We start from the raw sequence: 25,093 nt of genomic DNA on the forward strand, positions 1-25,093 counted from the left end.
CATCCGAAAACTAAGAGGAAAAATTTGAACTGATTGCAACCTCATTAAAAAATGCTAAAGCAGTAATTACTACTTCTTTAGGCACTACCTGCAATTATTTTTCCTCGCTTAAAATTTAAAAATATTTTATTATGGCTTATTTATTTACGTCAGAATCAGTGAGTGAAGGACATCCAGACAAAGTTGCGGATCAAATTTCAGACGCATTAATTGACAACTTTTTAGCATTTGACCCTGAGTCAAAAGTAGCTTGTGAAACTTTAGTTACAACAGGTCAGGTGATTTTAGCTGGTGAAGTAAAATCAAATACTTATTTAGATGTACAAACTATCGCAAGAGATGTAATCAAGAAAATTGGTTACACAAAAAGCGAATATATGTTCGAAGCAAATTCTTGTGGAGTTTTATCTGCAATTCATGAGCAATCTGCCGATATTAACCAAGGTGTTGACAGAGCTAGCAAAGAAGAGCAAGGTGCTGGTGACCAAGGAATGATGTTTGGTTATGCAACAAATGAAACTGCTGAATTCATGCCGTTAGCTTTGAAATTATCTCACCAAATTCTTCAAGAATTAGCGGACTTAAGAAGAGAGAACAAAGAAATCACTTACTTACGTCCAGATGCGAAATCTCAGGTTACTTTAGAATATTCTGATGATAACAAACCGGTTCGTATTGATGCCATTGTAGTTTCAACTCAACATGATGATTTTGCTGATGAACCAACGATGTTAGCAAAAATCAAAAAAGACATTATCGAAATTTTAATTCCTAGAGTGATTGCTAAAAATCCTCAATACGCTCATTTATTTAATGATGCAATTAAATACCACATTAACCCAACAGGAAAATTCGTAATTGGAGGACCTCACGGAGATACTGGTTTAACAGGAAGAAAAATTATCGTAGATACTTACGGTGGTAAAGGAGCTCACGGTGGTGGTGCATTCTCAGGAAAAGACCCATCTAAAGTAGACCGTTCTGCTGCTTATGCTACACGTCATATTGCTAAAAATTTAGTAGCTGCAGGTGTAGCTGACGAAATTTTAGTACAAGTTTCTTACGCTATTGGAGTTGCTGAACCAACATCAATCAACGTAAATACTTACGGGACTGCAAAAGTAAATTTAACTGACGGAGAAATCAGTAAAGTAGTAGAAAGCATTTTTGATATGCGTCCTTACTTTATTGAACAACGTTTAAAATTAAGAAATCCAATCTACAGCGAAACGGCTGCTTACGGTCACATGGGAAGAACTCCTGAAACCGTAACTAAAACGTTTACTGCTCCAGGTGGTTTAACAAAAACGGTTACAGTTGAGTTATTTACTTGGGAAAAATTAGATTTCGTAGATAAAGTAAAAGCAGCTTTTAACATCTAATAATCTACTGAATACAAAATAGTTAAACCCATTTATTTTAAAATAAGTGGGTTTTTTATTTTCAGATTTTATACTTTAGCAAAAAATTCATTTTTAATGAAAACCATTATACAAATATTCTTTTTTGTGATTTTTTTAAATAGTTTCGCAATCTTTTCACAAATTGGAATAAACACAACAAATCCAAAATCTACATTAGATATTGTAGCTACTGATAGTAACTCACCCTCAAATACGGATGGAATTCTAATTCCAAGAGTTAATAATTTTCCGGCCACTAATCCAACAAGTGATCAAAATGGCTTATTAATTTACCTAGCAACAACAGTTGGCAATAACGCACCTGGTTTTTATTATTGGGACAACAATAGTGTTTCTTGGAATTCTGTAACAAACACAAAAAATGTTTGGTTGATAAATGGAAACACCAACACCAATCCAAACAACAACTATATTGGAACAAAAGACAATACGGACTTCATTTTTAGAAGAAACAACAATCATTCAGGAATTATAGCTATCAATAATACTTCTTTTGGAAATAACTCTTATCGACCTGTTGGAAGTAGCTCTAATAATACTGCGTTTGGTAGTTTTTCGCTAAGTAGCACTACTAATGGAAACTCTAATACAGCCGTAGGATTTAATACTCTAAAAAACAATACTACAGGGTATTCCAACAGTGCAATTGGAGCCTTATCTATGACCAATAATACCGTTGGAAATTCTAATACAGCTTTAGGAATATATTCATTAAACAACAATACTACTGGAAATTCAAATACATCAATTGGATCAAATTCATTATTAATGAATATTTCAGGAAATGAAAATTCTTCTTTAGGAAACAACAGCCTATACAACAATACTAATGGAAACTATAATGTTGCAATAGGAACTTACTCGCTATACACCAACACAAGTGGAAATAATAATACTGGAATTGGTTCTTATACACTAACTGCTAACTCAACAGGTAGTAATAATGTTGCTGTAGGACTAGCCTCTTTAAGTTTCAACACCACAGGTTATCAAAACACCTCAATTGGCAATAATTCTTTAAACAATAATACTATTGGTTTTCAGAATACTGCCGTTGGAACTTTTTCTTTGTACAAGTCTAAAACTGGAAATCAGAATACTGGATTAGGCAGCAACTCCTTGTACAACAACGATTCTGGCTCAAACAACACAGCCATTGGCTTTAATAGTTTATACAACAACCTATCAGGAAACAATAATAGTGCTTTTGGAAGCAATGCTTTGTTTAGTTCAACCATTGGAATAGGAAATTCCGCTTTTGGAAATCAATCATTATACGCAAATACTGGAAATTACAATTCTGGTTTTGGGGAATTCACTTTAAAAGCAAATACAACTGGAAATAATAATGTAGCTGTTGGATCAAATTCATTGGAAAACAATACAACAGGAAGTTTCAACACTAGTATTGGTAGAAATGCTTCAAAAAACAACAATACAGGAGAAAACAATATAAGTTTAGGCTACAATGCTTTAATGAATAATACTTCGGGAAATCATAATATTTCCTTGGGAAACAACTCTTTATCAAGCAACAATGGTTCTTTTAATACTAGTATTGGAAACAACGGGTTGGTTTCAAATAATTCAGGAAATTACAATACCGCAATTGGCTACAATGCCTATAATTCGGGAGATTACAACAATTCAACCGCAATTGGATATAATACATATGTTTCAGGCGACAATCAAATTAGACTTGGTAATTTTGATGTTACAAGTATTGGCGGAGCAGTTGGTTGGTCTAACATCTCGGATGGACGCTTGAAAGAAAACATACAAAACAATGTTGTAGGATTGGATTTTATCTTAAACCTAAAACCTGTTACTTATAATTATAATTTTAAAGCTATTGATTCAAAAAGTCAAAACAACAACATTAGATATTCTGGATTTATAGCTCAAGAAGTAGAACAAACGGCAAAAAAAGTTAACTACGATTTTAGCGGTGTTGATGTACCAAAAAACGAAAATGATTTTTACAGTTTACGTTATGCTGAATTTGTTGTTCCAATAGTAAAATCAATACAAGAACAACAAAAAACGATTGAAGCATTAAAACTAGAATTAGAACTCCAAAAACAAAAAAATGAAGCTTTAGAAAAGAGATTAAAAGCAATCGAAAAAAAACTTAAATAAAAAAGACCTGAAATTTCAGGTCTTTTTTATTATAAAGTATATTTCAAACTCAGAATAACAAATCGTGGTTGCACTCTATAGCTTGAAAAAGTACTAGTTCCTCCTAACTGACCAAAACTATTAGTATCTAACGATTTAGTATCTAATAAATTAGTTCCTGAAAGTTTCCATTCCCATTTACTGTCTTTCTTTTGATACATTAAACTTGCTGTTAAGAAATCGTATTCGCTATCAATTGTTTTTGCTTTATTTCTATTGTGAAAATAAGAATATTCCGAAACAAAGGAAAAGGCATCTAAGAAATAATATTCTAATGTTAATGTTGGACTATCCACATAAATCATATCTGAAAAGTTATCATTAACAGTAAAATTATATCCTAATGTTAAGTTTGGCAAAGTTTTATAATTTGTAGAAAAACTCAAATTATAATTCTGAGAATACGATTCAATCGTTTGTAATTCTGTTGGATTATTACTTGGATTAGCATCTGTATCTGGATAAACACGAATGTTATTTGATTTTGACCAATTAAAACCAGCTCTAAAATTTACTTTATAATATTTTGCAAATGAACGTCCATAATTTCCAATTGCCGAAAACGTTTCATCTGGAAAACTTGAATCCATATTTTCTGCAGAAGAAATTTGGTTTACACCTAATAATAATGCTCTATTTTTGATAGCTTCTAATTGTCTGGTGTAAGTAATATTCGCAAAAATATTCTCAAAATTAAACATGTTGTATTTAAAATAACGTAGCGAATGTACTTGGGAAGTTGAATTCTCTAAAAATCTATTTCCACTAAATAAACTGTTGTAGTTTGAAAACACATAACCTTGCGCTAATTTATTGATATCGGTAAAATTGTTTGTTAACGAGTAATTATAGGTTAACGTTTCCGATTTTTTAATTTGCCACAATGCATATACATCAGGCAAAAATCTAGTAAATGATTGCTTGTTTGATGTACCAAGTTGCTCATCATTCATATTGTATTGATGCACACTAAATCCTGGGTTAAATGTAAATTTTCCTAACATGAATTTATAATGAACTCCTAAAAATACATCATTAAAAGCATAATTCACATCGTTAATTTCTGAGCTATCCGTTAAATTATTTTGCGTTCCATTTTCCAAAATTTGAAATATAGAAGAATCAAAATTTTGATATGAATAGGTGTTTCCTAAAGTCAAATTGATATTACTTTTTGGAGTTAACATATAGTAATAATCAAACTTTGAATCGAGTTTATTCGTTTGAACAAATCTTTTTTGAGAAACATCGTCTCTAATATTTGCCTGATCAACAGGATCTAATGGATTTCCTTCTGTTATATATGAAGGCAATAAAGCTCCAAATGGCAATACACTTAAATTAGCATTATAAAACGGATCTTCTTTTTGATACAAGTGTTGCATTTCAAAAGCAAATACGTGTTTTTCGTTTAAAGTGTAATAATAGTTTAGATTTTGATTGATTGAAAACGGATTTTGATCTTTTCCTGTATAAATATCAGATAATAAATTTGAAAACAGACTTGTATTTTCTTTTTGATCTGAAAACTTAACTAAAGCATCGTAATCGAAATGCTTTTTTTCAGAAGGCACATAACTAGAACTTAGTTTCAATAACACTTGTTTACTGTCTTGTCTCGTAAACTCTTCGCGATTTTCTGTTATGGTTTGTGAAGAGCCATCTGGCAAATTATCAATACGATTTGAAATAGTAGTAGTTTCAATTTCTGTCTTGTTTCCTAATAAAATTCCAAAACCACTCAATGTCCAAGCTTTTGATGGATTATAACTAAAGTTAGCCGCTCCAAAAGTAGATTCAATATTAGCCGCTTGATTGTTACGAAGTCCCATAATTCCTAAGTCGTTAGAAGCTACATTAAAAGAAGAACCTCCTTTACGCATCATATTTTTGAAACCTCCCGTAAACTTGAAATAATCTTGAGCTGTTAATGGCAGTTCACCGATATTATTCACATTACCAATAACATTTAAACTGTATTTTGGACTATAGAAAAACAACTTCGGATTAACAATATAACGTGTATCTTCCATTCCAACACCAATTCCCGCGGTCATATCTCCAAACCAGAAGTTCTTTTTTCCTTCTTTTAATTTGATGTTCAAAGCAATACTTTCCTCGTTATTTTCCAATCCTTTCAAATTAGAAACTTCGTTATAATTTCGTAAAACTTGTATTTTATCTAAAGCATCTGCCGGAATGTTTTTGGTAGCCAACTTCGTATCACCATCAAAAAAATCCTTTCCTTCCACCATTACTTTTTGAACCTTCTTCCCTTCAACTTCTATTTCACCATCTTTATTAACTTCAACACCTGGAAGCTTTTTCAAAACATCTTCTAACTTTCGTTCTGTACCATTTGTAAAAGAATCCGAATTATAAATAATGGTATCGCCCGAAACACTCACTGGCATTTCATGTACAATTTCTACTTCATTTAATTGTGTTCCTTCTTTTAGAACTACTGGATAATTCATATTAGTTGCTCCAGTTGTAACCGATTTTTCATAGGTTTGAAAACCAATATAACTTACTTTTAAAGTATAAGCTGTATTGGCTTTTAAATTTAAAACATACTTCCCTGTTTCATTGGTAATAGCATAAGCATCCATTGCCTTTGTTTGTTTATTAATTGCCATAATATTAGCCATTTCTAAACCAACTCCTGTAGTATCTTTAACAGTTCCTTCGAAACGTATATTTTGAGAAAAGGCACTTGTAGTAAGTGCCATTATAAGGATAAAAAATATTTTTTTCATGTTTGATTTTTGAAAATTAACGTCCGCCTCCCATTCTAAATCCGCCACGTTGACCGCCTGGACCTGAATTCATTTCGCGCATTTCTTCCATTTTCTTTTTAACAGTTTCGTCAAACTCTTTTTGGGTAACCACTTTCCCTTTTGAAACAGGCTTGATTTCAACCTTATCTTTAGAATTTAAAACTATTTTAGAACATAAAATTACAGTTTTGCCATCGTTAACTTCTAAGATTAAACCAGGTAATCCCCAATAATTTTCTGGACCTTGATTTATAGGAATTTCTGGGCAATACCAAGCGGTAATCGTATTTTCTTTCGGCATTTCCCAATCGTCTGTGAAATTGGTTTTTTTAGCTTTTGCAGTATCTTTTACTGTTTCTGCTTTTTTATCGCCTTCTTTTGCATTGTTGTTTCTAAATCTAAAATTTCTAAAATCAGACTCGCTTACTTTAACAACCGCTGTGGCTTTAAAACAAGTATAGTTACCAATTTGTTTTGATTCGCCTTCTAATTTCCAATCATATTTTGGCAACGAATCTTTTATTAAAAACTCCTTCCCAAAAAACTCTTTATCAACAACATATTGCTTTTCTTTAGCATTTTTATAAAAGGTGCCACCACCACCCATCATAGACATCATCATTCTTCCACCACCTTGCTGTCCTGGTGCATCTAATTTTTCTTCTTCTTTGTAAATAGAAGCTGATTTATCGAAATTTAAAATAAACGTTTTCTCAAACATTTTTTTCATTCGTTCTTCAATTTGTTTTTGCATTTCGGGAGTAATCTCACGGTTTCCACCCATTCCTTTCATAAAATCGGCTGTACTGGTTTTAGATTCATAAACCGCCATTCCTTGGAAATTCTGAGCATTTAGTAACCCAGAAATCATTAAAATCGAAGCAATAATAATTTTTTTCATTCTTTTCAGATGTTATAGATGTATATATAGACTATCAATAGTGCATTTTGTTACACATTTAACTGCTATTTTTGTGTTAAAGTAGTATATTAGACCCTGATTTTCAGAAATAGTTTAACAATGTCATTAAAAAAAACACTATTTATAACCTTTATAAGTTTATGTCACTTTTCTGTAAGTAGTCAGGAAATTATCCCTGTCACAAAATTAGAAACTGCAAAAATAGAATGTGATGCATTTTTAGGTTTTGATAATCAAATAAATAGCTACAGTATCAAGAACAATATCTTAATCAAAAATAGCGAATCTAAAACCTTTCAATACAACAATTTAGGCTTAGGAAAAATTACTCGAGTTGACTTTCAAAATCCATTACAAATTGTAGTTTTTTATAAAAATTTCAACACCGTAGTACTTTTGGACAATCAATTAAACGAAATTAAAAAGATAGATTTCAATTTAAAATCAACTCCAATTACTTTAGAAGCTGTGGCTTTGTCTTCTCAAAACCAAATTTGGATTTACGATGGTATTTCATCAAAAATTGGTTTATACAATGTAAATACCGATGCTTTCAAGTGGATTTCTACCATGCTTGAAAATCCAATTTCATATTACGAATCCGATTACACGCATTTTTATTGGACCGATGTAAATTTGAATTTATACCGCATTTCGATTTATGGTACGATTGAAAAATTAGGAAATCTATCAAAGTTTGATGCAATTCAGTTTACAAAAAATGGCAATTCCATTTATAAAACAGATGATAAATTATATTACTACGAATTAACTTCTAAGAGTAGCAGCAAAATAGCAATTGATGAAAAAATCATTTCAAAATTTTTCTTTAGAGATGGAATTTTGTCTATTTTTACCCAAAATGAAATTACTAATTACAAAATAATTTTACCATAATGCACATAGCAGTAGCAGGAAATATTGGAGCAGGAAAAACGACACTTACTAAGTTATTAGCCAAACATTTTAAATGGGAACCGCATTTTGAAGATGTGGTAGACAACCCATATTTAGATGATTTTTACCATCAAATGGAACGTTGGAGTTTTAATCTTCAAATCTATTTCTTAAACAGTCGTTTTCGTCAAGTATTGCAAATTCGCGAAAGTGGTAAAAACATTATTCAAGACCGAACCATTTATGAAGATGCGCATATTTTCGCACCCAATCTTCATGCTATGGGATTAATGTCTAATAGAGATTACAACAACTATACTTCGCTTTTCGAATTAATGGAAAGTTTAGTAGGTTCGCCAGACTTATTGATTTATTTAAGAAGTTCTATTCCGAATTTAGTAAGTCAAATTCATAAAAGAGGAAGAGATTACGAAAACTCTATTTCGATTGATTATTTAAGCCGTTTGAACGAAAGATACGAAGCTTGGATTCAAACCTACAACAAAGGAAAATTGGTAATCATTGATGTAGATAATATTGATTTTGTAAACAATCCAGAAGATTTAGGAATGATTATCAATAGAATTGATGCCGAATTAAACGGATTATTTTAGATATACAAAACGCCTCAATTGAGGCGTTTTTTTATTTCATCGTATCAAACAACGATTTTACTTTTATCTCTTTTGCAGCTTTATACAATTTGACAATTCGCTTTTCATTCGGTAGCAAATCAAAATAATTATCTTCAAAAAACACTTCATTTTCAGATGAGAGAAAAACATCTTTAGCTAAAACATCCGAAGAAATTTCGATCATAAAATCATTTATAATTTTGATTTCTATGTTGGGTTTTTGAAGTTTTAAATCTTTTGGTTTAGCGAAGAAATAATTTATTTTTACTTCTTCCCAATTCACTTTTAAAACCGAACTTTTCAAATCAAATTTTTCAAATTCATCTTTAGGAATTTCATAAACATTTATACTTGTATTTTCTTTAACCGTAACCTCTTTTGAATTTTCCCAAAGCGATTTCCCATCGAAAGAAAGTAATTCTAACTCCAATCTTACTGAATAACTTTCAAAGTTATCATTTACCAAGAACACTTTATATATCTCATTTTCTTCATTTACCGAAAGCAGTAAATTTTCAAAACTTCTCTTAGCTTGATAATGAAACGCTTTCCAATTTCCATAATAATCCAATGAACTCCAAGATGTAACTGGCCAACAATCATTAAATTGCCAATATAACGTTCCTTTACAATAGGGTTTGGCTCTTCGGTGGGCTTCAATTGCCGTTTTCATTCCGCGAGCTTGCAACAATTGGGAAACATATGTATAATCTTCAAAATCTTTTGGAACTACATAATCGCGTTCCATGTATTCGTTTATGGTTTCGTAACCTGTTGGGTGTTTTTGATGATTTTTAAAAGCTTCGGAAGTGAAATTCAAATCCTCCTTATTCATGACTTTTTGTAACGTTTCTAAATTTGGCATACCTTGAAAACCGTATTCGCTCATGAAACGTCCTACTTTTTTCTCATAAATTTCAAACGGCTCTTTTCCCCACCAAACGCCCCAATAATGGGAATCGCCTTGCAATAAACTTTCCTTTCTTCCCCAACCAATCGATGGCGAAGACGACCAATAAATATTTTTTTCTTTTGGAAGTAAACTATCTAATGTCTGCGGAATCATTTCATTAAATACTTTTTTGTAATCGTTCCAAATTTGGGTTGAATCTGCTTTTGAATAATTGAATTGCTTTTGCCATCCCCAATTGTGCCAACCTTCGTCGTTTTCATTATTACCACACCAAATCGCAATACTTGGGTGGTTTTGTAAGCGATTTACGTTATCAATTACTTCTTGTTTTACATTTTCTACAAATTTTTCATCGCCCGGATACATCGAACACGCAAACATAAAATCTTGCCACACTAAAATTCCGTTAGAGTCACAAGCTTCATAAAATACATCATCAAAATACACCCCGCCGCCCCAAACGCGAAGCATGTTCATATTCGCTTTTTTAGCATTTTCAACTAATGAAAAATAAGTAGCATCCGAAACTCGTGATAAAAAACTATCGGGTGGAACTATATTTGCTCCTTTCATGAACACGGGTTTTCCGTTTAATTTGAAGTAAAAACTGCTTCCAACTTGGTCTTTTTCCTGAATTAATTCGATAGTTCGTAGACCAATTTTAAGTTCTTTCTCTTCAATTTTTTGTTGGTTTTGTTCCAATGAAAAACGAAAAACATATTGATGTGGCACGCCCAAGCCATTGCTCCACCATAAAATAGGATTCGGAATAGATATAGGAACTTTAACCACATTTTGTCCTTTTTTCAATTCAAAGGGAAATGATTTTTGACCTAATTTGATTTGATACTTTCCTGATTTTTGGGCGAAAATGGTGAAAATAAAATCTAAATCAGCTATCGATTCATTCAAAACTTTTTGATTGTACTTTACACTTTCAATTTTAGCCGAATTCCAAAATTTTAATTGGACTTTTTTCCAAATTCCTGCCGTTACGAATCGTGGTCCCCAATCCCAACCGAATTGATACTGCGCTTTCCGAACAAAAACACGTTCTTTTTCAGGTAAAGTATAAGATAATTTTTTCGCTTCCTCTTTTCCTTTTTGAACTGCCGAATGAAAAACAACTTTTAAATGATTGGTCCCTATTTTCAAATGTGCTTTTGCAGAAATGGTCCATTTTCGGAACATATTATCAGCTTCTAAAACTAAGTTTCCGTTCAAAAAAACAGTTGCATAAGTGTCCAAACCCTCAAATTCTAATTCGATGTTTTGATTTTTTAATTCGGATTCTGACAATGTAAAATGTGTTTCATATTCCCAATTCTCATTCTCAATCCACTGCAATTGCTTTTCATTGGCTCCAAAAAATGGATCAGGAATTAATTGGTTTTGAAACAAATCAGTATGAATAGTTCCGGGAATTGTTGCCTTATGTTTTTTATTTTCATTTTGTTTGTTGAATGTCCAGTTTTCTGATGACAAATTGAGATAGGAAGTCTGTGCTGAAACGGAATAGCAGATGAAAATTACAAATAATGTTATTTTTTTAAACATATAAGTCACATAAGTTTTTAGAGTGAAAGCTTAAAATTTAAGAAGTTCATTTAAGATTGTAGCTTTTTCTTTAGTTGGATGATTTCTTCTGGATTAGCAATTTCACTTCCATCTGTAATCGCTGATGAATGATACCAATTCGCTTTTACCATTTCATTTAATTCCGATATATTAGTCGAACGCAATCCGCCACCGGGCATGATTTCGATTCGATTATTCGCTTGAATGACTAATTGTCTTAAAACTTCTTTTCCTTCCATGACATTTGGAAAAGTTCCAGAAGTTAGAATCGTTGAAAATCCACAAGAAATAGCATCTACTAAAGCTTTTTTGTAATCTAAAACTTCATCAAAAGCTCTGTGAAATGTACATGGAAATGGTTTTGCTAAATCAACCAAAGCTTTATTTTGTTCAATATTAATCGTATTATCATATTTCATAATCCCGAAAACAAAGCCGTTGACTCCTAATTTCTTGATGGCTTCGATTTCCGATTTCATTTGTTCAAATTCAGCACCAGAATAGACGAAATTTCCTCCTCTTAGTCGAATCATCACATATAAATCAATAGTCAAATTTTCTCGAGCTTGTTGAATCGTTTCAATTGTTGGAGTTGTACCACCAACGGACATATCAGCGCATAATTCTACTCTATCAGCTCCAGATTTTTGTGCAATTAGAGCAGATTCAAGGTTAAAACAAGCTATTTCGATTTTTTTTAAATTCATAAATATGTTTTTAACCACATAGAAACATAGTTTCTTTTGGAATGTAATAAGTCGTTTCACTAACATAGGAAACATATACTTTGTGAATCCATAAATGGACTCTGTAAAACTTTTCTATCTATGTTTCTATGTGGTTAATAAAACTAAGTTTTTAAATAATAATTCGCATCAATTAATTTATTTCCTGTTGCGTCGTGAACGGCATAATTGAAACCTCCTTGTACACAATACGAACCATATTCTCCTTTTTTATTTAGAGCGATGAAACCAACTTGAATATCTTTTAAATTTTTTCCACGATTTTGCGTCAGTTTTACAATTCGCATTACCGCTTCTTCACATGCTTTTTGAGGTGATTTTCCTTGACGCATTAATTCCACTACCAAATGACAACCCGTAATTCGGATTACTTCTTCACCATGACCTGTTGCTGTTGCGGCTCCAATTTCGTTATCCACATACAAACCAGCACCGATAATAGGAGAATCACCTACTCTTCCATGCATTTTGAATGCCATACCACTTGTAGTGCACGCGCCCGATAAATTGCCATGCGCATCTAACGCAATCATTCCGATAGTGTCGTGATTTTCAATGTTGGCTTTTGGTAAATATTCACTGGTTTTTAGCCATTCCTTCCATTCTTTTTCGGAAGCTTCCAACAATAAATTTTCCTTTTGAAATCCTTGAGATAAGGCAAATTGCAAAGCACCTTCACCAACCAACATTACATGAGGCGTTTTCTCCATCACCATTCTTGCTACAGAAATAGGATGTTTTATGTGCTCCAAACACGCTACCGAACCAATATTCGAAAATTCATCCATAATACAAGCGTCTAATGTTACGCGACCATCTCTATCTGGACGACCGCCGTAACCTACACTTCTTTCATTTGGATCGCCTTCTGGAATTTTCACACCAGCTTCTACTGCATCTAAAGCGCGACTTTTATTTTTCAGTACTTCCCAAGCAGCTTCGTTGGCTTTCAAACCGAAATTCCATGTAGAAAGTACGATTGGTTTGTTAGTTTTTCCTGAATTGGTATCAATTTCATTCTCCTCAGATTTTCCATTGAAAGCCTGAAACGCTACGCCTGCAGTTGCTAATGCGGTTGTCTTTAAAAAATTTCTTCTGTTTGTCATTATTCTACACTTATTTCGTCTACAAATAACCAACTATTGGAACCTGCTCCTGGATTTCCATCGGCAATGATTCCGTTATTTTCTGCAATGACTTTTATAAATTGAACGTTTTGTTTGTCAAATTCCACCACAATTTTTCCTTTATTTTCCTGAATTTCTTTGGAAGAAACAATTGTGATTGGAATATAATTTTTACCATCTTTTGAAACTAAAATTCCGATTCTTTTGGGATAATAAATCCAACTTCCTTCTGAAGAAAGCGTATTGATGCTGATTTTTGAAATTGTTTCTGTTTTTCCTAAATCGATAGTGGCATTCATATCTTTTCCCCAAAAACCTAACCAATCTCTACCGAATTTTGAAGGATTTCCTTTCATTCCATCTACCAAAGTAAAACTTCCACCGATTCCATAATTTTCATGTGGTTGATGAACCAATTCAATCTTTTTCCCAGTTGATTTAGTTATGAAAAACGATTGTTCGATAGTAGCACTTTTTGCTTTTCCATTTTCGAAATAAGCCGCTTTTATGGTTTGATTTTTAGCAACTAGAATTGGTTTTTCATAAGGTATCGAATTCGTATTCGGTTCCGAACCATCGGTTGTATATTTGATTCCGTTTGGATTTGCTGATTTTAATTCGAATGCTACTCCATTTTCGGCTGGTTGTACTTTTGAAGTTACTTCAAAAATAGCTTTGCTGTAATTGATTCCTTTTTTATCATATATTTCAAAATGTGAAATCAATCTTTTTTCGAATTCTTTGTATTCTTTCGGATTGGATGTTCCCCAAACGACTTCTGAAAGCGCTACTATCCTTGGAAAAAGCATATATTCAACGTGTTCTGTTGTGTTGATATATTCCGTCCAAAGATTAGCTTGAGCACCTAAAATATATTTCGATTCTTCCGCAGAAAGTTCTTTTGGAATAGGATTAAAAGAATACACTTTTTCCACATTGGTGTAACCGCCAAAAGCAATCGGTTCGTTCTTAGGTTCGCCTTGATAATGGTCGAAATAACAGTGCGATCCTGGCGACATTACTACAAAATGTTTTTGTTTCGCTGCTGCAATTCCGCCTTCGGTGCCACGCCAACTCATTACGGCTGCGTTTGGGGCTAATCCTCCTTCTAAAATTTCGTCCCAACCAATGATTTTTCGACCTTTGCTGTTGACAAATTTTTCGATTCTTTGAATGAAATAACTTTGTAATTCGTGTTCGTCTTTTAAGTTTTCATCTTTGATTCTTTTTTGACAATGCGGACAACTTTTCCAACGTACTTTTGGAGATTCATCGCCGCCAATGTGAATGTATTCAGAAGGAAATAAAGCCATTACTTCTGTCAAAATATTTTCTAAAAATGTAAAGGTTTCATCTTTTGGACAAAAAACATCTTCTAAAACACCCCAAGTTTTTCCTACATCAAAAGGTCCGCCAGTACATGAAAATTCAGGATACGATGCTAATGCCGCTAGAGCATGACCTGGCATTTCGATTTCGGGAACAATGGTAATGTGTCGCTCTTTGGCGTAGGCTACAATTTCTTTGATTTCATCTTGGGTATAAAATCCACCATAGCGAATGTTGTCGAAAGTTTGGTCAGTATAATGTCCAATCATGGAGCCGTTTCGCCAAGCGCCGACTTCGGTTAATTTGGGATATTTTTTGATTTCAATGCGCCAACCTTGATCATCGGTTAAATGCCAATGAAAGGTGTTCATTTTGTACATCGCTAAATAATCAATGTATTTTTTGATGAAATCTTTTGGAAAGAAATGACGACAAACGTCGAGATGCATGCCGCGCCATTGGAATTTGGGTTCGTCAGTTATACTTAAACAAGGTATTTTAATTTCGAGTGATTTCTCTAATGGAAGTAATTGAATTAATGTTTGAATACCGTAGAAAGTTCCGTGAGTTTCAGTTGCTTTTATAACCACTTCATTCTTTGAAATTGATAAATTATACCATTCCTTAAAAGACTTTTTCTCTTCAATAATTTTAGTTAAAAATACAATTTTAGATTTTGATTTAGAAGAAGTTGTAATTTCTAAATTTAAACCTAATTGTTGCTTTATGATTTGTTGTAAATACTTTGCTTCAAAAGAATTTTTATCGGCTTGAATCACTGTTTTCGAGTTCATAACAAAAGAACCAGAATGATATTCAATGTTTTGCGGCTTCGGAATTAAATTAAGATTCTGTTGTGCTACGCTAATTACAGAAATAAGCAACAACAAAGTCAGTATTTTGTATTTCATTGGAGTTGTGTTTGTTTCGCTAAAATTAAATAAAAAAACCGCACATTGCTGTACGGTTTTCATTATTTATGTTGAAAAAGATTATTTTCCTAGTTCAGCAATTTTTGCTTCTACTTCTAAATCGTCTCCTTCGAAAACTTTTTCTTCAGTAGTTTCTTTACCATCTACCATTTTAGTTAAAGTAACGGTTGCTTTTACTTTTCCGTTAGCATCTTTTACTTTTTTAACTTCCATGTTGATGATTTCTTGGTGCTCGTCGTGGTTGCAGTTTGGTCCGTGAACATGTTTTTCTTTACCAATGAATTTTCCGTTTTCGTCATACATTGACATGCATTTTTCTTTACATTCTTCAGAACAACCATTCTCTTCACACATTTTAGCGCATTCCTCTTTTGTCATGTCAGCACATTTAGACATGTCGCATTTTCCTTTGTCGCAACACATCATTTCTGTTTTTGCACAACAAGCACCTTTTTCAGTTGTAGCACCGTGACCTCCTAAGATTGGAGCGATTACTAAACCAATCAAACACGTTAATTTAATCAAGATGTTCATTGATGGTCCAGAAGTATCTTTAAATGGATCTCCAACTGTATCTCCAGTTACCGCTGCTTTGTGCGCATCAGAACCTTTGTATGTCATTTCTCCATTAATCATAACTCCAGCTTCGAAAGATTTTTTAGCATTATCCCAAGCACCACCAGCATTATTTTGGAAAACTGCCCAAAGTACACCTGAAACCGTAACTCCCGCCATATAACCACCTAACATTTCAGCGATTAATTGGTTGTTATCTGCGTAAACTAATTTACCTAATAATACAATTGCAATTGGGAAACCGATTGTTAAAATTCCTGGCAACATCATTTCGCGTAAAGCTGCTTTTGTAGAAATTTCAACACATTTTCCGTATTCTGGTTTGCCAGTTCCTTCCATAATTCCTGGAATTTCTTTAAACTGACGACGTACTTCATATACCATGTCCATTGCTGCTTTACCAACAGAATTCATTGCTAATGCAGAGAAAACTACAGGAATCATACCTCCAACGAATAACATTGCTAATACAGGAGCTTTGAAGATGTTGATACCATCAATACCTGTGAAAGTTACATAAGCAGCAAATAAAGCTAACGAAGTTAATGCAGCCGAAGCGATTGCGAAACCTTTTCCAGTTGCAGCAGTTGTGTTACCAACTGAATCTAAAATATCGGTTCTTGTACGAACTTCTTTTGGTAATTCACTCATTTCAGCGATTCCTCCTGCGTTATCTGAAATTGGTCCGAACGCGTCGATTGCTAATTGCATTGCTGTTGTTGCCATCATTGCAGAAGCGGCTAAAGCAACACCATAAAATCCTGCTAAAGCATATGTTGACCAAATTGCAGCTCCGAATAATAATACGGTTGGGAAAGTTGAAATCATACCCGTAGCTAAACCAGCGATTACGTTAGTTCCTGCTCCAGTTGAAGATTTTTGTACAATTGCTAATACTGGTTTTGTACCTAATCCTGTGTAATATTCTGTAACTGATGAAATAGCTCCACCAACAAATAATCCGATTAAAGTAGCGTAGAAAACACGCATTGCTGAAATTTCTTGTGCACCTTCTCCGAAGAATTCCATTGTCATTACTTCAGGAAGCATGAATTTCACTAAAAAGAAACAAGAAACGGCTGTTAAAGCGATAGAAACCCAGTTTCCAATGTTTAATGCTTTTTGTACTTGAGCTTCTTTAGCATCGTCACTTGAAATTTTGACTAACATTGTTCCAATGATAGAAAATAAAATTCCGAAACCAGCGATTGCCATTGGTAATAAAATTGGTCCAATTCCGCCAAAAGCGTCATCGATTTTACCACCCATATCTTTAATTACGTAATTTCCTAAAACCATTGCCGCTAAAACGGTTGCTACATACGAACCAAACAAATCGGCACCCATTCCGGCAACGTCTCCAACGTTATCACCAACGTTATCTGCAATAGTAGCAGGATTACGTGGATCGTCTTCTGGAATTCCAGCTTCTACTTTTCCTACTAAGTCAGCACCTACATCGGCAGCTTTAGTGTAAATTCCTCCACCAACACGAGCGAACAATGCGATAGATTCAGCACCTAATGAAAAACCAGCTAAAGTTTCAAGAACGATAGTCATGTCATCTGTTGATGTCCATTCTCCATTCATGAAAAATCTAAAAAATATGATAAAGAATCCTGTTAATCCTAAAACAGCTAAACCTGCAACACCTAATCCCATTACCGTTCCACCACCAAAAGAAACTTTTAATGCTTGTGGTAAACTTGTACGAGCGGCTTGCGTAGTTCTAACATTAGTTTTAGTTGCGATTTTCATTCCAATATTACCTGCATAAGCAGAAAATATAGCTCCGAAAATAAATGCGATTACGATTAACCAATGTGTTGTTGGAACAATAAATGAAATTCCCGCAAGAACCGCACTCGCTCCAAGAACGAAAAACGTTAATAATTTGTATTCTGCTTTTAAAAATGCTAAGGCTCCTTCGTAGATGTAATCTGAAATTTCTTTCATTTTTCCATCTCCGGCGTCTTGTTTAAGAACCCAAGCGCGTTTGGCAGCCATAAATGCCAATCCTAATAGTGCCATGACTATAGGAACATAAATCATCATTGATTCCATAAAATATAATTTAGTTTTGGTGTTTGTTAATTTTATGGTAATATTAAGAAAATAAAACAAAAAAGGCAATATTTTATTAAAAATACTGCCTTTTATTTATTTCAAAAAAAGAAATTATTTAATGCTAAATAATCCTTCTGGTTTATTTTCTAATTCTTCGAAACGCTTAGTACACTTCACTAAAATTTCTTTTGCTTCGTTAACATCTCCCCAACCTTCAACATCTACTTTTTTGTTTTCTAAATCTTTATACACTTGGAAGAAGTGTTCGATTTCTTTAATTAAGTGCGGATTTACATCACTTAAATCGTTTAATTTGTTCCAAATTGGGTCAGAAACGGGTACGCAAATTACTTTTTCATCTGGTCCTTTGTCGTCTGCCATATGGAAAACACCGATTGGCTTTACTTCCATTACACAACCTGGAAAAGTTGGCTCGTTTACTAAAACTAATACATCTAATGGATCTCCATCTAATGCTAATGTTTCTGGAATAAATCCGTAATCTGCTGGATACATCATTGACGAAAATAACATTCTGTCAAAACGCATTCTTTTTAATTCAAAATCGTACTCGTATTTGTTTCTACTTCCTCTTGGAATCTCAATCAATACATCAAATGTAGTAATTTTATCTGCTGTCATTTTTCTTATATTTTAAAGCGGGTGCAAAGTTACCACTATAAAACATTAGAAACAAAAGAGTTTTGCAAAAAAAGTATAGATTTTACAAAGATTTAATATGTGATTTTTCTTCCTCTTTTTTCAAGGTAATAGTGCCAAAGAAAATAAGTTGCTACTGAGCGATAAGGCTTCCATTTTTGAGCATAGATTTCCATTTCTTCTTTAGTATGAATATCTAACAACTCTTTCATGGTATTTACCACTGCAATATCACCAAGCGGAATAATATCCAACGAATTCAGGCAAAACATCAAATAAATATCAATTGTCCAATTACCGATTCCTTTGATTTTAATAAGTTCTTCTCGAACAACTTCAGAATCTTTGAAAGCCAAACTCTCTAAATCTAATTCTTTTGATAAAATAGCTTCTGAAAGCGCTTTTATGTATTTCGTTTTTTGACGACTCACTCCACAGGCACGAAAATCTTCATCTGAAAAAACAAATAGATTTTCAGTTGAAAAATCAGGAATCGCGTTTTTTAGCTTATTAAAAGTAGCTTTTGCAGAATCTATAGAAACTTGTTGTTCTAAAATTAAGAGTACTAATGTCTCAAATCCCTGAGCTCTTTTAGGCTGCACAGGAATTCCATATTGCTGGCTTATTTGTTTAAAAATAGTATCTTTTTTATATAAATATGCAATTGCCTCTTCCATTAAAAATAGAAACCAAATGAAGCTCTTATAGCAAATTTTCTAGCATCTGGCATTTCTAAGTAACTTCCTCTCCAAGCAAAATCAATACGCATCACTTTGAAAATATTTCCAACTCCTGCGTGGTATTCCCAATAGATATCTTCTGGAGCAACATAAGTTAACCCTGATGCATTTAACATTACATTTTCATCAGAAACTCTACCGTAAACGCCTTTGATACCAATAATTTCGCGAAGGTTTAGTTTTCTTAAAAGCGGCACTCTCGAAAACAATCTTCCGTTAAAATGATGTTCTAAATGTAACGAAGCATATTCATCTGCCACAAAATCGTAGTAATCTAACAAATTATATGTATTTTCGATTACAAACCATGACTGATTTCCAGGGATAACACCCATTAAACCAAGTGGCACTTCTCCGAAAATTTTACCCGTTTCAAAAGTGGTAAACAATCTACCAAAACCACCTATTAAAGCTGGTTGACGGTAATAAAGTTGTAATTTTTGATAATTAAAATCACTATTTAAAACTCCTTTTAAGCCCTGACTATAACTCAGAAAAACTCGAGCATAATTGAAATCTACGTCCATACGATCAACACCATAACCTACGGTTTTTCGTTTTGGAGTATATTCTGCAACTAAATTTATTTCTGATTGTTTTACTTCATTTTTTATTTCGGTTTGTGTTAAATCGGTGTAATAATCCAAACTAAATTCGTTTGAAGCCGATTTTAATGTTCTATAAGTTAGATTCGTTTGAAAAGTAAAATTCTTTGCTGGTTCAATTTCAAATCCTAAAGTTGTAAGATTTACAGAAGTTAATTGATTATTTACACCACTTGCAAATAATGCTGATGAGGCAAAACTTCGCCCTAAAACATCATTTGAAGTTGTTAAACTAACTCCCATTTGTTCTACATCGCGACGATTTCCTACTGATAAAATCAACCTTTTTTTAGGATTTACCATCCATCTACCCGAAATTCCGTATTTGAATTGATTATCTCTAAATCCGTAAGCCGTGTAGCCTTGAATACGCCACTTATCATGAGAACCAAAATAAGTTCTACCACCAACTCTTATTCTTTGACCTTCAACATCATTATATCCGAAGGTCGAAAAAATAGGTCCGTAATCCATTTTCCATTTAGGAATTTCGATATATCCACTTCCTAAAATTGAGGCAAGACTGTAAATTCGTTTAAAACGCGGTACTTCTTTTAAAGTATCGAGCATTTTATAAATGCCAGCTTCGTTTTTATTTAAAGCTTCAAATCGATTATCTTCCCAATACTCATCGGGTTTATTAAACACCGCATTATCGTAAAAATTAACCTCTTCTTTGTAAAATTTATCGTCTTTTTTAATGTCAAATTTATGATTTCTGGCAAGCGTTGTTCGTTTTCCGTAAACCCCTCTTGATTCTTCTTTTTTAGAAAAACTAAAATCAGACATCATATAATCTCTTTTCAACAAAAAAACAGAATCGTTCAATACTTCGTATTCTTGCTCAATATAAATTTCTTTTACCCAGTTGATATTAGCACTTTTACTGGCTTCTAAATTAATTTTTTTGATAGCAAAAGTGGTGTCGTTTACCCAAAAATCACCTTTAAAAGTCAATTCGTTTTTACGTCTTGGATAGTACACAATATTATAACACCATTTATTATCGATGTACATACTATCGTTTAATACATAATTATAAACATTGATTCCTGTTCTTGACAATGGACTTACGAAGTCTTTATCGAAAAATTTTAAGTAATTATCATAGATATCAAAATCGGCATATAAATCTTTGATGAATGTATTCACTCCATCTCCAGAACCAAATCCAGAGTTTTTATTAGCTTTTGTGATTTCTTTTGTTTTTTTCGCTTCATTATCACCATAAACTTCACTTAGTGTTTCATTTATAAAAATTGGCAAATAGGTTTTTCCAGAAATACTTGAAGTATCAATTTGATCAAAAACAAACTCCATTCCTTTAAACACTTTGCTGTTCATGAAAGCGGAATCTATCGTATTTAAATCAAATTCAACCTTTTCGTATTTGTCATACTCATATTGCTTGAACATTTTGAGTCCGTTTTTTCTTCTACGTTCCCAAATTTTTCGTAAAATATCAATTGCCGGATTGTTCTTTTTAGAAGTTTTTCCTGTATAAATTACAACTTCTTTAAGCTCGGTTCCCGACTTTAATTGAATTTTTAAACCTGAATTTAAACCAGGTTTTAATGATATTTCTTTCTTTTCAAATCCCACATAAGAAACCACTAAAGTGGAATAATTTTCTTTAGATTCGAAATAGAAATTTCCATTTTCATCGGTAATAACTCCTTCTTTTGAGTTTTTAAATATAACATTTGCAAAAGCTATAGGCTCACCAAATTCGTCAGTTACATTTCCACCAACCTTAGTTTGCCCAATAACTATTGAGCTCAGAAATAAAAAGAATAGTACTATTTTTGTCTTCATAGGAAAAAAAAACTTCATCAGAAAGTTACTGATGAAGCTTCAAATATAATAAGTTAATTGTTATTTATACATAACTTTTTTAACAGCTTTAATTACATCTTCAGAATTTGGCAACCATTCTTTTAATAAAGTTGGCGAATATGGAGCTGGTGCATCCGCAGTTGTAATTCTCTGAACTGGCGCATCTAAGTAATCAAATGCTCTTTCTTGAACCATATAAGTAATCTCAGAAGCAACTGAAGCAAATGGCCACGCTTCTTCTAAAACTACTAATCTATTTGTTTTTTTAACCGAATTAATAATGGCATCATAATCCATAGGACGAACCGTTCTCAAATCGATGATTTCGCAAGAAATATTTTCTTTTGCTAATTCTTCAGCAGCTAAATGTGCTTCTTTAATAATTTTTCCAAAAGAAACAATCGTTACATCTGAACCTTCTCTTTTGATATCGGCAACTCCTAATGGAATCGTGTATTCTCCTTCTGGCACTTCTCCTTTATCTCCATACATTTGTTCTGATTCCATGAAAATAACTGGATCATTATCACGAATAGCTGATTTCAACAACCCTTTAGCATCATAAACGGTTGATGGAACTACTACTTTTAAACCTGGAGTGTTAGCAAACCAGTTTTCAAAAGCTTGAGAGTGCGTAGCACCTAACTGACCAGCAGAAGCTGTTGGACCTCTAAATACCATTGGCATTGGAAATTGTCCAGCCGACATTTGACGCATTTTTGCTGCGTTGTTGATAATTTGGTCAATTCCTACTAATGAAAAGTTGAAAGTCATGAATTCTACAATAGGACGATTTCCGTTCATAGCCGAACCTACAGCAATTCCTGCAAATCCTAACTCTGCGATTGGTGTATCAATTACACGTTTTGGTCCAAATTCATCTAGCATACCTTTTGAAGCTTTGTAAGCTCCATTGTATTCTGCTACTTCTTCACCCATTAAATATATTGATTCGTCGCGACGCATTTCTTCGCTCATCGCTTCACAAATAGCTTCTCTAAATTGTATCGTTCTCATGAAAGTAATTTCTTTGAATTATGATTGGCAAAAGTAAGAAAAATAAAATTATTCCAATTCGATTACAAAAAAAATGGTATCACTTTCTACTAAAACGTTTTAGCGTTAAAAATATTCAATCAAAACACAAAACACAACTCTTAAATTAAACTATTCCTAAAAAAAAGCTAATTTATCTAAGAAAAACATATTTATTATGCGTGCATAGTTTTTATTTAGAAATTATTTTGTATTTTTGGGACTGAAATATTCACTAACAAAATACATAAAAATGAAAATATTAGTTTGCATCAGTCACGTACCTGATACTACTTCAAAGATTAATTTTGTCAATGGTGACAGCGAGTTTGACACGAATGGTGTTCAGTTTGTAATTAATCCTAATGATGAATTTGGTTTAACAAGAGCCATTTGGTTTAAAGAGCAACAAGGAGCAAATGTTACAGTTGTAAATGTTGGTGGCGCTGACGCTGAAGCAACTTTAAGAAAAGCATTAGCTATTGGTGCAGACGAAGCAATTCGTATTAACGCAAATCCAACAGACGGAATGTTTGTTGCAAAACAATTAGCTGAAGTTGTTAAAAACGGAGGTTATGATTTAGTAATTGCTGGAAAAGAATCGTTAGACTATAATGGTGGAATGGTTCCAGGGATGGTTGCTGGATTATTAGGTTTCAATTTCGTAAACGCTTGTGTGGGTATCGACGTAAATGGAAACGAAGCAAAAGTAACTAGAGAAATTGATGGTGGAAAAGAAATCGTTTCTGCAGGTTTACCATTAATTATTGGTGGTCAAAAAGGTTTAGTAGAAGAAAAAGATTTACGTATTCCAAACATGAGAGGTATCATGATGGCAAGAACTAAAGCCTTAACTTTAGTAGAACCAACTGGCGATGCAACTGCAACTAAAGCTGTTAAATTTGAAAAACCAGCTGCAAAATCAGCAGTTAAATTAGTAAGTGCTGATAATTTAGATGAGTTAATTAACTTATTACATAACGAAGCGAAAGTTATCTAATTTCAAACCTAAAAATTAAAGAATCATGTCGATATTAATATATGCTGAATCAGCAGAAGGAAAAATTAAAAAAGTAGCATTTGAATTAGCTTCTTACGCAAAAAAGGTAGCTGCTTCAATGGGAACAACAGTTACTGCTGTAACTATTAACAACTCTGACAATAGTGCTTTAGCGGCTTACGGAGTAGACAAAGTATTAAACGTTTCTAACGATAAATTAAACAACTTTAGCGCAAAAGCGTATGCTGATGTAATTGCTCAAGCAGCTAAAAAAGAAGGAACTCAAATTGTATTGGTTTCTTCAACTACAGATAGTTTGTATTTAGCTCCTCTTGTAGCGGTAGCTTTAGAAGCAGGTTATGCTTCAAATGTTGTAGCGTTACCAGAAAGTACTTCGCCTTTCCAAGTAAAAAGAACTGCTTTCTCAAACAAAGCATTCAACATTACTGAAATTTCAACTCCAGTAAAAGTATTAGGAATTGCTAAAAATTCTTTCGGATTAGTAGAAAATGCTGCTGCTATGACTGAAGAAAGCTTCGCACCATCATTAAACGATGCTGATTTCGGAATCAAAGTTGAAAACGTAGAAAAAGTAACTGGAAAAGTAACTATCGCTGATGCTGAAATCGTAGTTTCTGCAGGTCGTGGAATGAAAGGTCCAGAAAACTGGGGAATGATTGAAGAATTAGCTTCTGTTTTAGGTGCAGCAACTGCATGTTCTAAACCAGTTTCTGACATCGGATGGAGACCTCACAGTGAGCACGTTGGACAAACTGGAAAACCAGTAGCTTCTAACTTATATATTGCTGTTGGTATTTCTGGAGCAATCCAACACATTGCAGGTATTAACTCATCAAAAGTAAAAGTAGTTATCAACACAGATCCAGAAGCGCCTTTCTTTAAAGTAGCTGATTATGGTGTTGTAGGTGATGCTTTCACTGTAGTGCCTCAATTAATTGAAAAATTAAAAGCATTTAAAGCAAGCAACTCGTAACAAAATAGTTGTTTAAAAAATATATTAAATTAAAATTAGAGTTATCTTTGTTTAGATAGCTCTTTTTTTTATTTTTGGAGCGACCCGAGTGGTAACGAATTGACGAAGTAATGGCTAAC

At 33.1% G+C, this 25,093-nt stretch carries 17 protein-coding genes; 6 read left to right on the top strand and 11 right to left on the bottom strand.

Annotation, left to right across the window (positions count from 1 at the left end):
• Positions 1-131: 131 nt before the first annotated feature.
• Positions 132-1,382, top strand: coding sequence for a methionine adenosyltransferase (gene metK / locus B0I03_RS10135; RefSeq protein ID WP_111567331.1), 1,251 nt, complete (start codon positions 132-134; stop codon positions 1,380-1,382).
• A gap of 96 nt (positions 1,383-1,478) precedes the next feature.
• Complete coding sequence (locus tag B0I03_RS10140) at positions 1,479-3,563, top strand: tail fiber domain-containing protein (protein WP_111567332.1); 2,085 nt, start codon at positions 1,479-1,481, stop codon at positions 3,561-3,563.
• Between the two features lie 29 nt (positions 3,564-3,592).
• On the opposite strand, the gene B0I03_RS10145 is transcribed toward B0I03_RS10140, so the two are convergent.
• Together B0I03_RS10145 and B0I03_RS10150 are read right to left on the bottom strand one after the other, a co-directional pair.
• Entirely contained in the window at positions 3,593-6,361 is a 2,769-nt protein-coding gene (locus B0I03_RS10145; RefSeq protein WP_181452380.1) for a carboxypeptidase-like regulatory domain-containing protein, read from the bottom strand.
• Between the two features lie 16 nt (positions 6,362-6,377).
• Positions 6,378-7,283: a GLPGLI family protein gene (locus B0I03_RS10150; protein ID WP_111567334.1), complete on the bottom strand. Its 906-nt coding sequence runs from the start codon at positions 7,281-7,283 to the stop codon at positions 6,378-6,380.
• Between the two features lie 120 nt (positions 7,284-7,403).
• Here B0I03_RS10150 and B0I03_RS10155 point away from each other — a divergent pair, with 120 nt between their 5' ends.
• Positions 7,404-8,201 carry a hypothetical protein gene (locus tag B0I03_RS10155; protein ID WP_111567335.1) on the top strand — a complete coding sequence of 266 codons (798 nt, stop codon included), beginning with the start codon at positions 7,404-7,406 and terminating at the stop codon, positions 8,199-8,201.
• Positions 8,201-8,815, top strand: coding sequence for a deoxynucleoside kinase (locus tag B0I03_RS10160; protein ID WP_026725924.1), 615 nt, complete (start codon positions 8,201-8,203; stop codon positions 8,813-8,815). The genes B0I03_RS10155 and B0I03_RS10160 overlap by 1 nt, the downstream gene beginning before the upstream one ends.
• A gap of 31 nt (positions 8,816-8,846) precedes the next feature.
• Here B0I03_RS10160 and B0I03_RS10165 read toward each other — a convergent pair whose 3' ends face one another.
• The 9 genes from B0I03_RS10165 to B0I03_RS10205 form a co-directional block, all read right to left on the bottom strand.
• Positions 8,847-11,306: a beta-mannosidase gene (locus B0I03_RS10165; protein ID WP_245903014.1), complete on the bottom strand. Its 2,460-nt coding sequence runs from the start codon at positions 11,304-11,306 to the stop codon at positions 8,847-8,849.
• Between the two features lie 50 nt (positions 11,307-11,356).
• Entirely contained in the window at positions 11,357-12,034 is a 678-nt protein-coding gene (locus B0I03_RS10170; protein WP_111567337.1) for a copper homeostasis protein CutC, read from the bottom strand.
• A gap of 143 nt (positions 12,035-12,177) precedes the next feature.
• The gene (locus B0I03_RS10175) at positions 12,178-13,179 is read right to left on the bottom strand and encodes an isoaspartyl peptidase/L-asparaginase (RefSeq protein ID WP_181452381.1); all 1,002 of its coding nucleotides are present in this window, start codon (positions 13,177-13,179) and stop codon (positions 12,178-12,180) included.
• Positions 13,179-15,440: a glycoside hydrolase family 20 protein gene (locus B0I03_RS10180; RefSeq protein ID WP_111567450.1), complete on the bottom strand. Its 2,262-nt coding sequence runs from the start codon at positions 15,438-15,440 to the stop codon at positions 13,179-13,181. Before B0I03_RS10180 ends, B0I03_RS10175 begins: the two co-directional genes overlap by 1 nt.
• 81 nt (positions 15,441-15,521) lie before the next feature.
• Positions 15,522-18,101, bottom strand: a complete 2,580-nt coding sequence (locus B0I03_RS10185) for a sodium-translocating pyrophosphatase (RefSeq protein WP_111567451.1) — start codon at positions 18,099-18,101, stop codon at positions 15,522-15,524.
• Between the two features lie 114 nt (positions 18,102-18,215).
• On the bottom strand, positions 18,216-18,746 hold the full coding sequence (locus B0I03_RS10190; protein WP_073582210.1) for an inorganic diphosphatase: 531 nt from the start codon (positions 18,744-18,746) through the stop codon (positions 18,216-18,218).
• A 92-nt stretch (positions 18,747-18,838) separates the two neighbouring features.
• A complete protein-coding gene (locus B0I03_RS10195) occupies positions 18,839-19,441 on the bottom strand; it encodes a DNA-3-methyladenine glycosylase family protein (protein ID WP_111567338.1) in 603 nt (200 codons plus the stop codon).
• The gene (locus B0I03_RS10200; protein ID WP_111567452.1) at positions 19,441-21,924 is read right to left on the bottom strand and encodes a DUF5686 and carboxypeptidase-like regulatory domain-containing protein; all 2,484 of its coding nucleotides are present in this window, start codon (positions 21,922-21,924) and stop codon (positions 19,441-19,443) included. Before B0I03_RS10200 ends, B0I03_RS10195 begins: the two co-directional genes overlap by 1 nt.
• A 60-nt stretch (positions 21,925-21,984) precedes the next feature.
• A complete protein-coding gene (locus tag B0I03_RS10205; protein ID WP_317048054.1) occupies positions 21,985-22,971 on the bottom strand; it encodes a pyruvate dehydrogenase complex E1 component subunit beta in 987 nt (328 codons plus the stop codon).
• 262 nt (positions 22,972-23,233) lie between these two features.
• On the opposite strand from B0I03_RS10205, the gene B0I03_RS10210 reads away from it, so the two are divergent.
• Both B0I03_RS10210 and B0I03_RS10215 read left to right on the top strand, forming a co-directional pair.
• On the top strand, positions 23,234-23,980 hold the full coding sequence (locus B0I03_RS10210; protein ID WP_111567340.1) for an electron transfer flavoprotein subunit beta/FixA family protein: 747 nt from the start codon (positions 23,234-23,236) through the stop codon (positions 23,978-23,980).
• Between the two features lie 25 nt (positions 23,981-24,005).
• Positions 24,006-24,974 carry an electron transfer flavoprotein subunit alpha/FixB family protein gene (locus tag B0I03_RS10215; protein ID WP_111567341.1) on the top strand — a complete coding sequence of 323 codons (969 nt, stop codon included), beginning with the start codon at positions 24,006-24,008 and terminating at the stop codon, positions 24,972-24,974.
• Positions 24,975-25,093 lie beyond the last annotated feature (119 nt).

Origin of the sequence: Flavobacterium aquaticum (assembly GCF_003259835.1) — a bacterium.
In the GTDB taxonomy this organism is placed as follows: domain Bacteria; phylum Bacteroidota; class Bacteroidia; order Flavobacteriales; family Flavobacteriaceae; genus Flavobacterium; species Flavobacterium aquaticum.

Excerpts from the sequence above, each read along its gene's own strand:
- B0I03_RS10150 (WP_111567334.1), bottom strand. The coding sequence starts at position 7,283 with ATGAAAAAAATTATTATTGCTTCGATTTTAATGATTTCTGGGTTACTA.
- B0I03_RS10165 (WP_245903014.1), bottom strand. The coding sequence starts at position 11,306 with ATGTTTAAAAAAATAACATTATTTGTAATTTTCATCTGCTATTCCGTT.
- B0I03_RS10195 (WP_111567338.1), bottom strand. The coding sequence starts at position 19,441 with ATGGAAGAGGCAATTGCATATTTATATAAAAAAGATACTATTTTTAAA.
- B0I03_RS10155 (WP_111567335.1), top strand. The coding sequence starts at position 7,404 with ATGTCATTAAAAAAAACACTATTTATAACCTTTATAAGTTTATGTCAC.
- B0I03_RS10180 (WP_111567450.1), bottom strand. The coding sequence starts at position 15,440 with ATGAAATACAAAATACTGACTTTGTTGTTGCTTATTTCTGTAATTAGC.
- B0I03_RS10210 (WP_111567340.1), top strand. The coding sequence starts at position 23,234 with ATGAAAATATTAGTTTGCATCAGTCACGTACCTGATACTACTTCAAAG.
- B0I03_RS10215 (WP_111567341.1), top strand. The coding sequence starts at position 24,006 with ATGTCGATATTAATATATGCTGAATCAGCAGAAGGAAAAATTAAAAAA.
- metK (WP_111567331.1), top strand. The coding sequence starts at position 132 with ATGGCTTATTTATTTACGTCAGAATCAGTGAGTGAAGGACATCCAGAC.
- B0I03_RS10140 (WP_111567332.1), top strand. The coding sequence starts at position 1,479 with ATGAAAACCATTATACAAATATTCTTTTTTGTGATTTTTTTAAATAGT.
- B0I03_RS10200 (WP_111567452.1), bottom strand. The coding sequence starts at position 21,924 with ATGAAGACAAAAATAGTACTATTCTTTTTATTTCTGAGCTCAATAGTT.
- B0I03_RS10170 (WP_111567337.1), bottom strand. The coding sequence starts at position 12,034 with ATGAATTTAAAAAAAATCGAAATAGCTTGTTTTAACCTTGAATCTGCT.
- B0I03_RS10160 (WP_026725924.1), top strand. The coding sequence starts at position 8,201 with ATGCACATAGCAGTAGCAGGAAATATTGGAGCAGGAAAAACGACACTT.
- B0I03_RS10185 (WP_111567451.1), bottom strand. The coding sequence starts at position 18,101 with ATGGAATCAATGATGATTTATGTTCCTATAGTCATGGCACTATTAGGA.
- B0I03_RS10175 (WP_181452381.1), bottom strand. The coding sequence starts at position 13,179 with ATGACAAACAGAAGAAATTTTTTAAAGACAACCGCATTAGCAACTGCA.
- B0I03_RS10190 (WP_073582210.1), bottom strand. The coding sequence starts at position 18,746 with ATGACAGCAGATAAAATTACTACATTTGATGTATTGATTGAGATTCCA.
- B0I03_RS10145 (WP_181452380.1), bottom strand. The coding sequence starts at position 6,361 with ATGAAAAAAATATTTTTTATCCTTATAATGGCACTTACTACAAGTGCC.